The organism is Anaerosporobacter mobilis DSM 15930 (assembly GCF_900142955.1).
Lineage (GTDB): Bacteria > Bacillota > Clostridia > Lachnospirales > Lachnospiraceae > Anaerosporobacter > Anaerosporobacter mobilis.
The window spans coordinates 103,869-118,352 of record NZ_FRCP01000013.1 but is presented as its reverse complement, the minus strand read 5'-3'; the positions used below and the strand labels follow the sequence as shown (position 1 = coordinate 118,352).

Sequence of the window (14,484 nt, the reverse complement as noted above, 5' to 3'; positions counted from 1 at the left end):
AAAGTGGAGGTATGTATTATGAGAAAAGGATTATCAAAATGGATGACAAAGTCCATTGCACTATTAATGGCAACAACAATTGTGCTTGGAGGATGTAGTAAAAAAGAAGGAAATGTTACAAGTTCAGGCGGCGATAAGGCAGCGAATGCATCGGAAGCCAGATATGAACTAGATCCTGAGACCCCAGCATGGAAACTAGATCCACAAGAGATGACAGAACTTACATGGTATGTTAATGCAGATTGGTGGAATTCAGATTGGGGTAATGATATTATCACTAAAAAGATTGAAGAAGATTTACATGTTAAAATTAAATTTATTGTTGGTGATGACACAACACTTAATACTTTGTTTGCCAGTGGAGATATGCCGGATTTAATTAGTGTATTTGATGCTAGTTCCCAAGTAGCTCTAAAAGCCAATTCATGGGCACAGCCTTTATATGAAGTAGCCGATAAATACGATCCTTATTTTAGAAAAGTTGCTTCGGAAGAAACGTTAAACTGGTTGCAATTAGATGATGGAAAGAGCTATGGTTATGCGAATTATTCTAATACAGCAGCTGACTACGAGAGTGGTCTTATCAATACCAAAACAGCTTTTGTAATTCGTAAAGACATCTATGAAGCTTTAGGAAGTCCATCTATGGGTACACAAGAAAAGTTTTTAAACGTGTTAGGTCAAATTAAAACACAATACCCAGAACTTTATCCATTTGGATTTAATGCTTTCACTACAGAAAGCACAGGTTCTATGGGCGATCCATTCCAAGATTTTATTGGTGTACCATTATTAGATGATAACGAAAACTTCTATTATAGAAATCTTGATGAAGATTATTTATCTTGGATAAAGACGTTCAGTGAAGCACATCGTTTGGGATATATCAGTGATGATAGCTTTGCAGATGACGGAACTGCATTTGAAGAGAAATTAAAAGCAGGTAAATATGCAACTATTATGTTAGATGGTACTCCTCAGAGTTCTGGATTCTTAACATCTTGGATGAATGCAAATCCAGATGCGGCTTACATTGCAATTGATGGTCCACAAAGTACAGTAGGCAACCAACCTACATTAAATCAAGCTGGTATCAGTGGTTGGATGGTATCATACATTACGAATCAATGTAAAGATCCAGCAAAAGCGATTCAATTATTTACTTACTTATTAAGTGAAGAAGGTCAAATTCTTACTACATTTGGTATTGAAGGTGTATCTTATACAATCAATGATGAAGGTAAATATGTTCTTACTGATGAAGCGAAAGAAATGCAGAAAAATGATAACGATAGATTCAAGAAAGAGTACCGTATTGGAGAATTCTTCTTCTTTGGACATGACAAATACAAAGCGTATGGAGAAGAGCCATTCCCAGAATCAATTAAGCAACTTAATGAATGGGGACAAGGAAAATTGGTTCCACATTTCATTATTGAAAACACAAGCCCTGATGCAGGAACAGAAGAAGCAAGAACTAATACAGCTGTTACTACAGAATGGACAACGACTTTAGTTAGTTTAATTCGATCAGATAGTGATGAATCTTTCAATTCTGTATTAGAATCATACAAGTCATTCCTTAAAGATAATGGTTGGGATGCAGTTGTAGAGATTAAGAATCAAAAGATTGAAAAGAATAAGCAAAAGCTGGGAAATTAATACCGGGGGTAATCTATGAATATTAAATGCTATAAAAGTAATGAACAAAAGCAATTTGAAACAAGTGAACTTTCATTTGTTGGAGATGATAGAGCAGAAATGAGCCTGATTAAGGTTTATCCGAAAGAGACGAGACAAACAATCCTCGGTTTTGGTGGAGCTTTCACCGAAGCGGCTGCTGAAACAATGAAGTCAATGAGTGCGGATAAGAAAGAACAGTTCTTGCAAGCATGCTTCGGCACAGAGGGAAATCAATATAACTTTTGTAGAACGCATATACAAAGTTGTGACTTTTCTCTTGGTAATTATGCATATGTGGAAGATCCAGAGGATAAGAATCTAGAGACTTTTACACTTGAAAGGGACAATCAATATTTAGTTCCAATGATTAAAGATGCGTTGGCTATTAACCCAGATATTCAATTACTTGCAAGTCCATGGAGCCCTCCAGCATTTATGAAAAGCAATCAAGATATGAACCATGGAGGCGTTCTTAAGAAAGAATATTACCAGATGTGGGCTGATATGATTGTAAAGTATGTGGAGGAATATGAAAAGTTAGGGATAGCTATTCATAGAATTTCCGTGCAGAATGAACCGAAAGCAACACAAACATGGGATTCCTGCTTATATACAGGTGAAGAAGAAGGAATCTTTGCTACAGAGTATCTAAGGAAGACATTAGATGCACATGGATATTCTGATATTGTTATTGTTATATGGGATCACAATAAAGATTGTATCTTAGAACGTGCTGATGAAACCTTCTCGGTAGTAGGTGCAAATGACAGCGTTGGAGCGATTGGCTTTCACTGGTATACAGGTGATCATTTTGAAGCACTTGATGCAGTAAGAACAAAATACCCTGACAAAGAGCTTATCTTTACAGAAGGTTGTGTAGAATATTCAAGATTTAAATCGAATAATCAAGTGAAGAATGCAGAGATGTATCTACATGATATGATTGGGAACTTGAATCAAGGAATGAATGGTTATATTGATTGGAATCTTGTGTTGAATGCACAAGGGGGACCAAATCACGTGGGTAATTTCTGTGATGCACCAATTATGTATGATAAAGATAACGATCAGTTAGATATTAAATTATCCTTCCACTATATTGGACATCTTAGTAGATTTGTTAAAAAAGGTGCGAAAAGAATACTGGTATCTAGATATACAGACCAAGTTGACGCTGTCGGTTTTGTAAATCCAGATGGTGAAAAAGTAGTAGTTTTAATGAATCGCACAGAAAATGATCTTAAGATGCAAGTATGCGAAGAGAAAAATGTTTGCGATATTACGCTTACAGCACATTCAGTAATAACGCTTTGTTGGTAGTATAAAAAGAGGCTGTGGCAAAATAGGTTGTATTATATTTTGCACGGCCTCTTGGTCTGTTTGTTTACTAATAATTAACAATTACTGAATAGACACTAAATAAAAAGGACATAAAAAATATGGATAGATTTTTAAAAGTAGTAAATAACAAACTTATTAATGGGCTTGGAGAAGAAGTTGTACTCCGTGGCTTGAATCTTGGCGGCTGGCTCATCCAAGAAAGTTGGATGTGCCCTGTTAGCGGAGAGGATAGAAAATGGGCAAATCTAGATACACTTAACGTATTAGAGGAACGTTTTACCGAAAAAGAGGTACAAGAGATTCTTGATACCTATCAAGATCATTGGATTACTGAAACTGATATCAAGAATATCTCGGATCTTGGTTGTAATGTTTTGCGTGTACCATTCTGGTATCGTAATTTTATGAAGAGTGAAGATGGAACATGGATTAACGAAAATCATAATGAAAACCCTGGATTCAAGAGATTAGACTGGGTTATTAATATGGCTGAAAGATATGGTATGTATGTTATCCTAGATATGCATGGTTGTCCAGGAGGACAAAGCATGGATCATTGTTGTGGTACCTTAGAAGAGAATCGATTATATACCGATATTGTTTGCCAAGAATCCATGAAAAAATTATGGGTTGCTATAGCAAACCGCTATAAAGAAAACAGTACCGTTGCTGCATATGATATTATGAATGAACCTCAAAACAATTCGGGATATGAGGGAAAGAATAGCTATGACCCTTGGGAACAGAAATCGTGGGAGATGACAAATCAAATATATGACAGCATGATCAAAGCCATACGTGAAACAGGGGACAATCATATTATTACTGTTGAAGGTATTTGGCGTGTATCTAATCTACCGAATCCCAATGAAAAGGGTTGGACGAATATGATGTATCAAACGCATCTGTACGACGATGACCAAGGATTCAAAAAATGGGTAGAAGATATGGCAGACACCATGGATAAGTATGGAGTAGCAGGGTATATTGGCGAATTCCAGAATCTTAATGGTATACCGATGTGTGAAGAACATAATATTAGTTGGACAACATGGACATATAAAGGCACCAATAATGATGTCGGTACTTTTTTCTGCTATTTTGCTAATATCGCAAGGGTCGATGTGAAGACAGATTGCTTAGAAACCATAAAGGTTAAATGGGGAAAAAAGATTGAAACAACAAATTTCATTGAAAAAAGCGAGGTTGTGGGAAGTATAAAAGCTTCTTCTAAAAAGATGTAATATAGCATTTGGAATTCCAATCTACTTGTTTTTATCAATATAGATTCTTAAAGCTTTGATTGCTAAAATTATAAGATAAACAATGAGCATGAAGAAAAGGATTTGTGGTATTAATAGAAAAGATGCTATTGTACTCATACTAGACATAATAATGGAGAAACCTCCTTTCGAATTGACTATGATATTACAGGGTGTTTTAACAGTATTGTGGTAGAGGTGTATTTTGCTTCACCACAATGGGTGCTCTGTTATGCTGAATAAGGATAATTACAACAGAATATGGAAAAGTGTTCAACTGCTCTGGTTAGTAAGATTATACCAACAGGTAATATAGAAGGAGTTACCCCCTCTTGATTGATGAGGGAGTAACTCCTTCTACTTTTTTGAAGCACGTGGAAAAATAAGACACGGTATTAAAACCACAGCGCATGGCTATGAAAGTCATGGATAGATTGGTAGTTCGCAATAATTGTTTCGCTAAGTTGATTCGTTGTTGTAGAACATATTCACTGAAAGTCATATGTACTTCTCGTTTGAACAAATCACATAGATAGCAATGATTTAGATTAATTGCTTCACAAACGGATTGTAAGGAAAGGGTATCGCCTAGATGATTATGAATATAGATGATAGCCTTCTTTATGTGTTCATTTTCATGTTTCTCAATTAGATATTCTTTGCAATTAGAATAGTTTATTAAGATCGTTTTACCTATGGTGTGAAAATTTGTTGATGAACACTGTAGGAGTAGTTGATCATTCTTAACACAACAATCATGTAGAGAAATCATCTCATTTATAAGAATATAATTGTAGATTCCATGATTGAGTGAAGATAAATACAGGCGTATCTGTTGCAGTGATACCTGCTCAAGCTGATTACAATGCTCTGCGAAAACTAAAAGTGCTGTTTTTAGATTGCCATTATAGATTAAGGTATATAGCTCGTGATGGTTTACTAGGAACTCATTTTGGTAAATCATGTATCGTTCTCCTTTTCAAATATTTTATAATATCATCAAAATATTTTGAAACACAGACAGATTATATCATGTTATCATACCTTTAGTTAGTTAAAACTAACTTATTGAAAAATATTATCAATGAGTTACACATTTATCTAAAAAAGGAAGGAATATAACATGAAATTAAAGAGAGTTATTGCATTGGGACTTGTATTAGGAATGAGCGTTTTAGCAGTAGGATGTGGCAAAAAGGAAAAGGCAAACGAAGATGCGACATCGAATGCAACAGAGGCGGTAGATGAAACGGAAGATACTGCTAATAAACAAGAAGAAAATGCAGAGACAAACGAACAATCAGATACAACAGATTCCAGTGATTCAGTTACCGAGGAACGTGTAGTGGCTAGTTCGGTAGCGGTTGTTCAAATTCTTGATGCGCTTTCAGTACCTATGGTTGGTGTGCCAACTAGTAGTTATGAATTACCTGAAAGTGTAGCAGATGTAACAAGAATTGGTAGTGCAATGTCTCCTGATATGGAAGTGATTGCATCATTAGAACCAACTGTGGTTGTATCAGTAGATTCATTATCTGAAGATTTAAAGTCTCAATTTGATTCATTAAAGATTGATTCGGAGTTCGTCAACCTAAATAGTTATGATGGTGTAAAAGAGGCAATTAAAAGTCTTGGAGAAAGATTTGGAGTAAATGAAAAGGCGGAAGCATTGGTAGCGTCATTTGAAGAAAGAGAAAATGATATTCAAAAATCAATTGAAGGAAAAGAAGGACCAAGTGTATTGATTATCTTTGGTGCAGGATCAAGCTTTATGGTTGCTTCAGAAGATTCTTATGTAGGGAATCTTGCGAGTATTGTAGGGGCAAAGAATATTCTTACCGATGCGCCAAGTTCTTTTAGTCCAATTGACATGGAATATCTTGCGGATAAGAATCCAGATTTTATCCTATTCATGGCACATGCAAATCCAGAGGAATCACTAGAAGCGTTTAACCAAGAGTTTGAGAAGAATAAGGCATGGCAAAACTTCGATGCAGTTAAGAATGGAAATGTAGTTGCACTAGAGACGGAATATTTTGGAATGAGTGCAAATCTATACGCAGTGGATGCTATGGAGAAATTAGTAGATATCTTATATGGAGAATAGAATAATGAAAAGACGAGGTAGTGCATTTTTAATTATTTCAACCCTCCTTGTCATTATGATTGTAGTTGCTATATCAGTGGGAAGTGTGTCCGTACCGCTTGATCAAGTAATTGATAGTATCTTTAGTGGAACTGGAGGTAGTGGTGGCATCGTTAGGGACATACGTATACCAAGAGTCATAATGGGTGTACTGGTAGGTGCTAATCTTGCGGTCGCAGGAGTTCTTTTACAAGGGGTAATGGGGAATCCTCTTGCAGATCCTGGAATAACTGGAATCTCTTCAGGGGCTAGTGTCGTAGTTATGCTTGTTATGTTATATTTCCCGGGGGCTTCAGCGAGTATTCCTTTCTATGGCTTCATCGGAAGTATGGTGGCATGTATGCTTATCTATCTGCTAGCGTGGAAGAATGGTATATCAGCAATTCGAATTATCCTTGCTGGTGTAGCAGTGAATGCTATGTTAGGTGGAGTGACAAGCATGATCTCAATATTGAATAGTGAGAATCTTACTGGAGTACTAAGTTGGTTGAATGGTAATCTTGGAAAGAAGGGTTGGTCTGAGGTGCGAATGCTAGTTATCTATACGGTTATCGGCCTTGTACTAACAATTCCTCTATCAAAGAGCTGCAATTTACTTGCCCTTGGAGACAAGAATGCGAAAAGCTTAGGGTATAGTCCCAATGTGTTGCGAATTCTCATCTCTATAGTGGCTGTTTTCTTAGCTGGCATATCAACCGCCTATGTTGGTGTAATTGGTTTTATTGGACTTGTAGTGCCACATATAGCAAGAATGATTATGGGAACGGACCATAAAGTATTAATTCCTTTTTCGGCTTTACTGGGGTCCACGATGTTATTATTGGCTGACACATTAGGAAGAACAATTACCGCACCTTATGAGATACCAGTTGGTATTGTAATGACTATTATAGGAGGACCTTTTTTCCTATATTTATTAAGAAAGGATCAGAGAAGATATGGACATTAAGAAGATTCAGTTTTCCTATGGCGATAAGCCGCTGATTCATGAATTATCTACTACAATTGAAAAAGGGAAGATAACGACTATCATTGGTCCAAATGGTTCAGGAAAGTCAACACTTTTAAATCTTATTATTAAGCAGTTGAAACCGAAAGAGGGACAGATAGCTGTTGATGGAAAGAGTATTACAGCATGTTCTTATAAGGATATTGCGAAGATGATGGCGATTGTTCATCAACATAATACGGCGCCAGAGGACTTGACGGTAGAGAGATTGATTGCTTATGGAAGAACGCCGTATCAAAGTTTTTGGTCTTCTAAGGATGAGGAAGAAGAGAAGGTAGTTGCGTGGGCGCTTAAGGTTACAAAACTTGAAGGGCTTGCTGGAAAGCCAATTAGTCAGTTATCTGGTGGAGAAAGACAGCGTGCATGGATTGCTATGGCGTTAGCTCAAAAGACAGATATTCTTCTATTAGATGAACCAACCACATATCTAGATATCTTTTATCAATTGGAAGTACTTAATCTGGTTAGAGAATTGAATAAAACCTATGGAATGACCATTGTTATGGTATTGCATGATATCAATCAAGCGATTCAGTTTAGTCATAATGTAATTATTATGAAACATGGGAAAATTGTTTACACAGGGAATGCGATAGAAGGGGTAACGACAGAGCGTTTGCAAGAGGTTTATGGAATTCAGGCTACCATTCGTTGGTGTGATAAGAACTGCTGCCCGTATATGGTGCCTATTGCAATCTAGGTGTATATCACGCGAAACACCTGTACAGTTATTAAGTGAAGGAGAATTAACATGAAAATATTAGTAACCTATTCAAGTAAAACAGGGAACACGAAGAAATTAGCAGAAGGTATCTTTAACGAGATCGAAGCAGAAGATAAAGTAATTATGCCAATTAATGAAGTCGATAAGCTAGATGAATACGATACCGTACTAGTTGGATACTGGGTTGACAAGGCGGCGCCCAATGCAGAAGCTGGCAAATTCATGGAGACTTTAAAAGGTAAGAATGTTGGTATCTTTGCAACATTAGCTTTCTGGCCAGACTCACAGCATGCGTGGGAATCGCTATGTAATGGAGAGGCTCTTGTGAAAGAGAATAACAAAATTATTGGAAAATACATCTGCCAAGGTAAATTAGATGAGAAGATTATTGCTATGTTTGAGAAGTTACCAGCGGATAATCCACATAGTGTAAATGATGAAAAAAGAAAGCGTTATGAGATAGCAAAAAACCATCCAACTAAAGCGGATATAGCAGCGGCAGCAGAGTTGTTTAAAGAGAGATTGCAAGCTTTATAAAAGAAATCGTTAACTAAGAAGGCGTACCTGCTGGGATAACTAGCCTTTTTGATATACGAATCTAAGGAAGGTGTAACTATGTTTAAAGAAAGAATCAAGACGCATCATAGTGCGATGGGAGACGGTAAAAAGCACTTGAAAGGACCGGGAAATGTATACGAATTACTTTCTGTATCAAAAGATGACACAGAGAATGCAGTTATCTATATCCATGTCCCTTTTTGTACTAAAATCTGTACGTTCTGTAATATGAGAAGAAGTTTGCAAGCTCCAACGAAAGAGTATGCAGATTTGATCGTTGAAGAAATCAGAGAGTATAGTAAGTTAGAATATGTGAAGAATACCGTATTTGACGCGGTATATTTTGGTGGCGGAACACCAACAACACTATCATCAGCGGATCTGACTAAGATATTACGTACTCTTAAAGCTGAGCTTACCTTTACGGAGGAGGCAGAGTTTACTGTTGAGACAACTGTAACACAATTACAAGAAGAAAAATGGAGAACGTTAATAGAAGAGGGCGTGAATCGTTTCTCTTTAGGAGTTCAAACCTTTAATGAGGAAGGTAGAAAATTAATGGGGCGTATCGGAAGTGGTGAAAATGCTTATGAACTTTTGAAAGCCTTAAAGCAGATGAGTGTTACGGTAAGCATGGATTTAATCTATAATTATAAAGGACAGTCCATGGAAGATCTATATGAGGATTTAGATAAAATTATTGCACTTGATCTAGATGGCTTTTCTATGTATTCCTTAATTGATATGAAAGAAACGAAGATTAGTGAAGCGCAGGGACAAGACAATGATGAGAAGATGTTTTTTGCAATTAGTGAGCATATGGAGAAAGCAGGCTATCGCTTTTTAGAACTTACCAAGATGGTGAAAGGAGATTCTTATCGGTATATTATGAATCGACATGCAGGTGCAGATACCTTGCCCCTTGGAGCAGGTGCAGGTGGTTCTATGCGAGGTGTCGCCATGATGAATCCGATAAACCTTGATGAATATAAAGATAGTATTCTTAATTTTAAGAAACGTATGGGAATGGAATTTCTTCCTTCTTATAAAGATATTGTCTGTTTTAAAGGAGATATTCAAACAATACGCCTTCCTAGAAACACAGAACTTTACAAGGATAAAGAAGCATACATGGAAATGCTTCATAAATTAACTGAGAATGAAATGGTATGTAAGAAAAATAATGAATTCTATCTTACGCAAAAAGGCGTGTATTGGGGGAATACAATCTCTAGAGAATTATATAATTTAATATAGTATAAGGTTCTGCAATTGAACAAAACCTATTTAAAATTAACTTGCTATTATATGCAACACAATGTAACATGAGAAATGTTACATTGTGTTGCATTTTTTAAACAAAATTATTATTGTATTAGACGATCTAGATGAGAATGAATAAGTAGGATGTAATAGAAAGAGTAGGACAACTATGATAAACCAATTTGAAGGCTATCAATTATCAAAAGAGATTATTGGGGCATTAACGATATTAGGATATAAGGAACCAACGAAGATTCAAGCAGAAGTCATTCCAGTTGCTTTGCAAAGAAGAGATATAGTTGGGAAATCGCAAACAGGAAGTGGTAAAACTGCTGCCTTTGCCATACCATTATGTGAAGAAGCTGTATGGGAAGAGAATACTCCAACAGCTCTAGTACTTGAACCAACTAGAGAGCTGACGGTACAGACCAAACAGGAGATTTTTCATATAGGGAGAAAGAAACGTCTGAAAGTTCCAGATGTGTTTGGTGGATTCCCTATTGATAAACAGATACAAACATTAAAACAGAAATCTCATATTGTAGTAGGAACCCCAGGACGAGTGATGGATCATATACGAAGAGGAACGCTACAATTAGGTAATATCAAATCAGTAGTAATTGATGAAGCAGATTTGATGTTAGATATGGGGTTTGCTGAAGAAGTAGGGCAAATTCTTGAAAAGATTAAGACGAATCCGAGGATTATGTTATTCTCTGCTACCATAGGAGAAGAGATTGAGCATATGATTGAGCGATATTTGAAAGAACCTGTTGTGGTGGAGATTGAAGTGTCGCAAGAGGAAAAAGGAAATATTAAAGAAGAGGTTTATGAGGTAACTGGTATCAATAGCGCGATGCAGTCAACTAATTCCTATGATAGTAATATAGCGAATGAATTAGGAGAGCAGAGTAAAGAAAAATATCAATTATTTTTACGTCTACTAGCAAGAGAGAATCCCGACAGTTGTATGATCTTTTGTGGTACCAAAGAGATGGTTAATGTTTTATGTAGGAAGCTTCGCAAAGATGGTGTGAAGTGTGGAATGATTCATGGGGATATTGACCAGCAAGACAGAATACGTACTGTAGAAGGTTTTCGCGAAGGACGCTTTCGTTATCTTATTGCTACGGACGTAGTTGCTAGAGGAATTGATTTTGATAATTTATCTCATGTGTTCAATTACGATTTTCCAACTGGCAGAGAAACTTATGTTCATCGTATAGGAAGAACAGGACGGAATGGGAAAACTGGAATCGCAATAAGTTTGATAACGGATTCTGATCAGAAGATGAAGAAGATGGTGGAAAACTACGTAGGGTATGACTTGCCAATGGAGAACTATGTACCAGTTAGTAAGGAAGAAGAAAAAGCATTTTGGAATCGACAGAATGAAAAGGTTGTGCTAAAGAAGAAAAAGGGTGCAGAGTTTAATAAAACGATTACCAAACTTTCAATTAGTGGTGGAAAGAAGAGCAAGATGCGTGCTGTGGATATTGTTGGAACAATTTGTAGTATACCTGATATGGTAGCAGAAGACATTGGAGTAATTGATGTAAGAGATAGTTTAACTTATGTTGAAATCTTGAATGGTAAAGGTAAGAAGGTTCTAGATGCGTTGCAGGAGAAGACTATTAAGGGAAAGGTTAGAAAAGTCAGAATTACTAGATAGCTTAACGTAATAAAGGGGAAAATCAATCAAGTTAGGGCAGCCCTGATGTAACAAGCCCAATAAGATATAACATCAAAAGACAATCTTCAGATTTAGGCATGTAGCAAAGATATGCGATATCTTTGTGTTCGCATAAAAACTGTGAAGATTGTCTTCTTACATCTGATGAATGCGTCTATATCGATACACACTAAAATACCAATTAGAAAAAGTGCTTATTAAAACAAACTACTATAAACAGGTCTCTAATAGAATAAGTAATTAGTTCAATACGATAATAACATTTGGTGTAGTTACAGCTGGAATGCTCATTGTTGAACTAGCGTACAATGCAACCATATATTTATTAGAAATATTGCCACAATAAGGCTTACCATCTTCATCAACTATATACGTGTTGTTAGAAACAACAAGCTGTAATTGATTATCATTGCTTACAAGATAGCAATCAAAGAAATCGGCTTTGATAAAACGTCCAGGTAAATTAAGAGCAATTACCTTAATAGGATATTGCGGTGGATAGATGAGTGGAATTGCTGCCAATTCGTCATAAAATCCAACAATCTTGACACCTTTTTCTTGTGTTACACAATCAACAAAATACGTATCGGCATCGATAATAAAGTGAACATCTTGATTGTCTTCTGTTCTTACTGTTATATTATAGTTTGATATACAGTCTGTCTGTAAATTAAAGTAATCAGTTGTAACATCGACTACTGTACCATAAATTGGAATCAAGGATGGTCTTGGATTCATCATGCGTGTATTGCTTTCGGCAGAACGCTTAGGAGTACCTGATATAATATCAGGGGTTTGTGAATAATCACAGATTTCATTGTCTGTAGAAGCATTATATTGTTTACGGGGAGTATCGCAAAATCTTTGCGAACGAATCATTAAAATAACCTCCAAATCATAGCTGATAGTATACCTTATGCGAATTACTTAAGAGTGTTCTTAAGAAGATGCTATGTGTAACTTTTGTTGAATAATTTGCTTTATTTGGGATTACAAAGAAGACAGTTGATAATAGTGACCTACCTGTTACTATAAGAAAGAAAAAAACATCTTGTACATATAAGCATACAAGTTGTATGCTTATTATAGAATTATATTATTAGCAAAAGTTTTATGGTGTATTTTAGGAGGTATATTATGTGCAACGCGAAGATGACAATAGTAAATGGGAATGCAGTTCTTGGGATTGAACTTGGTTCAACTAGAATTAAAGCGGTTTTGGTAGATGAGAAAAATACACCGATTGCTTCAGGAAGCTATGAGTGGGAGAACCAGTTAGTCAACGGTATATGGACCTATGGTGAAGCGGACATCTGGAAAGGTGTTAGAGAAAGTTATAGTCAGATGGCAAGAGATGTTAAGGAGAAATACGCGGTTACTATCACAACTCTAGGAGCAATTGGGTTTAGCGGTATGATGCATGGCTATATGGCATTTGACAAAGAAGGGGAGCTTTTAGTTCCATTTCGTACATGGAGAAACACCATCACTGCGCAGGCATCCGAAGAATTAACAAGTGTATTAGGATATCATATTCCGCAAAGATGGAGTATTGCTCATCTTTATCAAGCTATCTTAAATGGTGAAGATCATGTAGGACAAATTACATATCAAACAACTTTGGCGGGGTATATTCATTGGAAGTTAACAGGTGAGAAAGTATTGGGTGTTGGTGAAGCCTCTGGAATGTTTCCGATTGACATCGAAACACATGATTTTAATAACACGATGATTAGCCAATTCAATACCCTTATTGCAGATAGAAATCTAAACTGGAAACTGGAAGACATATTACCTAAAGTACTAGTAGCAGGGGAAGGTGCAGGATATCTAACGAATGAAGGAGCAAAACTTCTTGATGCATCTGGAAACCTACAAGCAGGAATTCCTCTGTGTCCACCAGAAGGGGATGCGGGGACAGGAATGGTTGCAACCAACAGTGTTTCAGTTAGAACAGGAAATGTTTCCGCGGGTACCTCTGTATTTGCAATGGTAGTATTAGAGAAAGATTTGGAGAGGGTACATGAAGAACTAGATTTAGTAACAACACCTACAGGTAATCTAGTTGCTATGGCACATTGCAATAATTGTACGTCTGACCTTAATGCATGGGTTAATGTATTCGAAGAGTTTATGGTAAGTATGGGAATGCAAGTGGATAAGAATCGTCTTTATGAAGTTTTATATAATAAAGCATTAGAAGGGGATGCTTCATGTGGCGGGTTGTTAGCGTATAATTATTTCTCAGGTGAACACATCACAGGTTTTGAAGAAGGACGTCCATTGTTTGTCCGTACTCCAGAATCCACTTTTAATCTAGCTAACTTTATGCGTGTACATCTCTTTACGGCACTAGGTGCCTTAAAGGTTGGCTTGGATATCCTATTGAAAGACGAAGGGGTTAGACTGGATACGATATATGGTCACGGTGGTTTGTTCAAGACGAAAGGTGTAGGACAAAAAATGGTAGCTGCTGCTATCAATGCTCCTGTATCAGTTATGGAAACAGCAGGAGAAGGTGGAGCTTGGGGAATTGCAATTCTTGCTTCCTATATGATGAATAAATCAGAGAATGAAACGTTAGATGATTACCTTACTAACAGAGTGTTTGCTGGAGAAAAGGGAAGTAGGGTAGAACCGGAACAAAAAGATGTAGAAGGCTTTGATGTATTCATACAAAGATATAAAGAAGGCCTTTCGATTGAAAGAGCAGCAATAGAGAATCTTAAATAATTTAGTAATAATTCCAAAGTCCACTCGTTACGAGACGTAATGGGTGGACTTTCCTTTTTTGTGAATAAATTG

The 14,484-nt window shown here is 36.5% G+C and carries 12 protein-coding genes; 10 read left to right on the top strand and 2 right to left on the bottom strand.

From position 1 onward, the window contains the following. The first annotated feature begins 18 nt into the window (after positions 1-18). The 3 genes from BUB90_RS13115 to BUB90_RS13105 all read left to right on the top strand — a co-directional run bounded on the left by BUB90_RS13115 (position 19) and on the right by BUB90_RS13105 (position 4,268). Complete coding sequence (locus BUB90_RS13115; protein ID WP_073288469.1) at positions 19-1,662, top strand: type 2 periplasmic-binding domain-containing protein; 1,644 nt, start codon at positions 19-21, stop codon at positions 1,660-1,662. Between the two features lie 15 nt (positions 1,663-1,677). Beyond that, complete coding sequence (locus BUB90_RS13110; protein WP_073288467.1) at positions 1,678-3,003, top strand: glycoside hydrolase family 30 protein; 1,326 nt, start codon at positions 1,678-1,680, stop codon at positions 3,001-3,003. Positions 3,004-3,122: 119 nt separating this feature from the next. Then, on the top strand, positions 3,123-4,268 hold the full coding sequence (locus BUB90_RS13105; RefSeq protein ID WP_073288465.1) for a glycoside hydrolase family 5 protein: 1,146 nt from the start codon (positions 3,123-3,125) through the stop codon (positions 4,266-4,268). A gap of 340 nt (positions 4,269-4,608) precedes the next feature. On the opposite strand, the gene BUB90_RS13100 is transcribed toward BUB90_RS13105, so the two are convergent. Continuing rightward, complete coding sequence (locus BUB90_RS13100; protein WP_073288463.1) at positions 4,609-5,250, bottom strand: helix-turn-helix transcriptional regulator; 642 nt, start codon at positions 5,248-5,250, stop codon at positions 4,609-4,611. A 159-nt stretch (positions 5,251-5,409) separates the two neighbouring features. Between BUB90_RS13100 and isdE the strand changes: the two genes are divergently transcribed. The 6 genes from isdE (at position 5,410) to BUB90_RS13070 (ending at position 11,658) form a co-directional block, all read left to right on the top strand. Beyond that, entirely contained in the window at positions 5,410-6,393 is a 984-nt protein-coding gene (isdE, locus tag BUB90_RS13095; protein ID WP_073288461.1) for a heme ABC transporter substrate-binding protein IsdE, read from the top strand. A gap of 4 nt (positions 6,394-6,397) precedes the next feature. After that, positions 6,398-7,381 (top strand): FecCD family ABC transporter permease, encoded by a 984-nt coding sequence (locus BUB90_RS13090; RefSeq protein WP_084139252.1) that lies wholly within the window; start codon positions 6,398-6,400, stop codon positions 7,379-7,381. Continuing rightward, the gene (locus tag BUB90_RS13085) at positions 7,371-8,141 is read left to right on the top strand and encodes an ABC transporter ATP-binding protein (protein WP_073288456.1); all 771 of its coding nucleotides are present in this window, start codon (positions 7,371-7,373) and stop codon (positions 8,139-8,141) included. Before BUB90_RS13090 ends, BUB90_RS13085 begins: the two co-directional genes overlap by 11 nt. 51 nt (positions 8,142-8,192) lie before the next feature. After that, positions 8,193-8,702, top strand: coding sequence for a flavodoxin family protein (locus BUB90_RS13080; protein WP_073288453.1), 510 nt, complete (start codon positions 8,193-8,195; stop codon positions 8,700-8,702). 78 nt (positions 8,703-8,780) lie between these two features. Then, positions 8,781-9,980, top strand: coding sequence for a coproporphyrinogen-III oxidase family protein (locus BUB90_RS13075; protein WP_073288452.1), 1,200 nt, complete (start codon positions 8,781-8,783; stop codon positions 9,978-9,980). A gap of 175 nt (positions 9,981-10,155) precedes the next feature. Continuing rightward, positions 10,156-11,658: a DEAD/DEAH box helicase gene (locus BUB90_RS13070; protein ID WP_073288449.1), complete on the top strand. Its 1,503-nt coding sequence runs from the start codon at positions 10,156-10,158 to the stop codon at positions 11,656-11,658. Between the two features lie 261 nt (positions 11,659-11,919). On the opposite strand, the gene BUB90_RS13065 is transcribed toward BUB90_RS13070, so the two are convergent. Continuing rightward, the gene (locus BUB90_RS13065) at positions 11,920-12,558 is read right to left on the bottom strand and encodes a hypothetical protein (protein WP_073288447.1); all 639 of its coding nucleotides are present in this window, start codon (positions 12,556-12,558) and stop codon (positions 11,920-11,922) included. Between the two features lie 258 nt (positions 12,559-12,816). Here BUB90_RS13065 and BUB90_RS13060 point away from each other — a divergent pair, with 258 nt between their 5' ends. Continuing rightward, entirely contained in the window at positions 12,817-14,412 is a 1,596-nt protein-coding gene (locus tag BUB90_RS13060) for a xylulokinase (RefSeq protein ID WP_073288445.1), read from the top strand. The last annotated feature ends 72 nt before the right edge of the window (positions 14,413-14,484 follow it).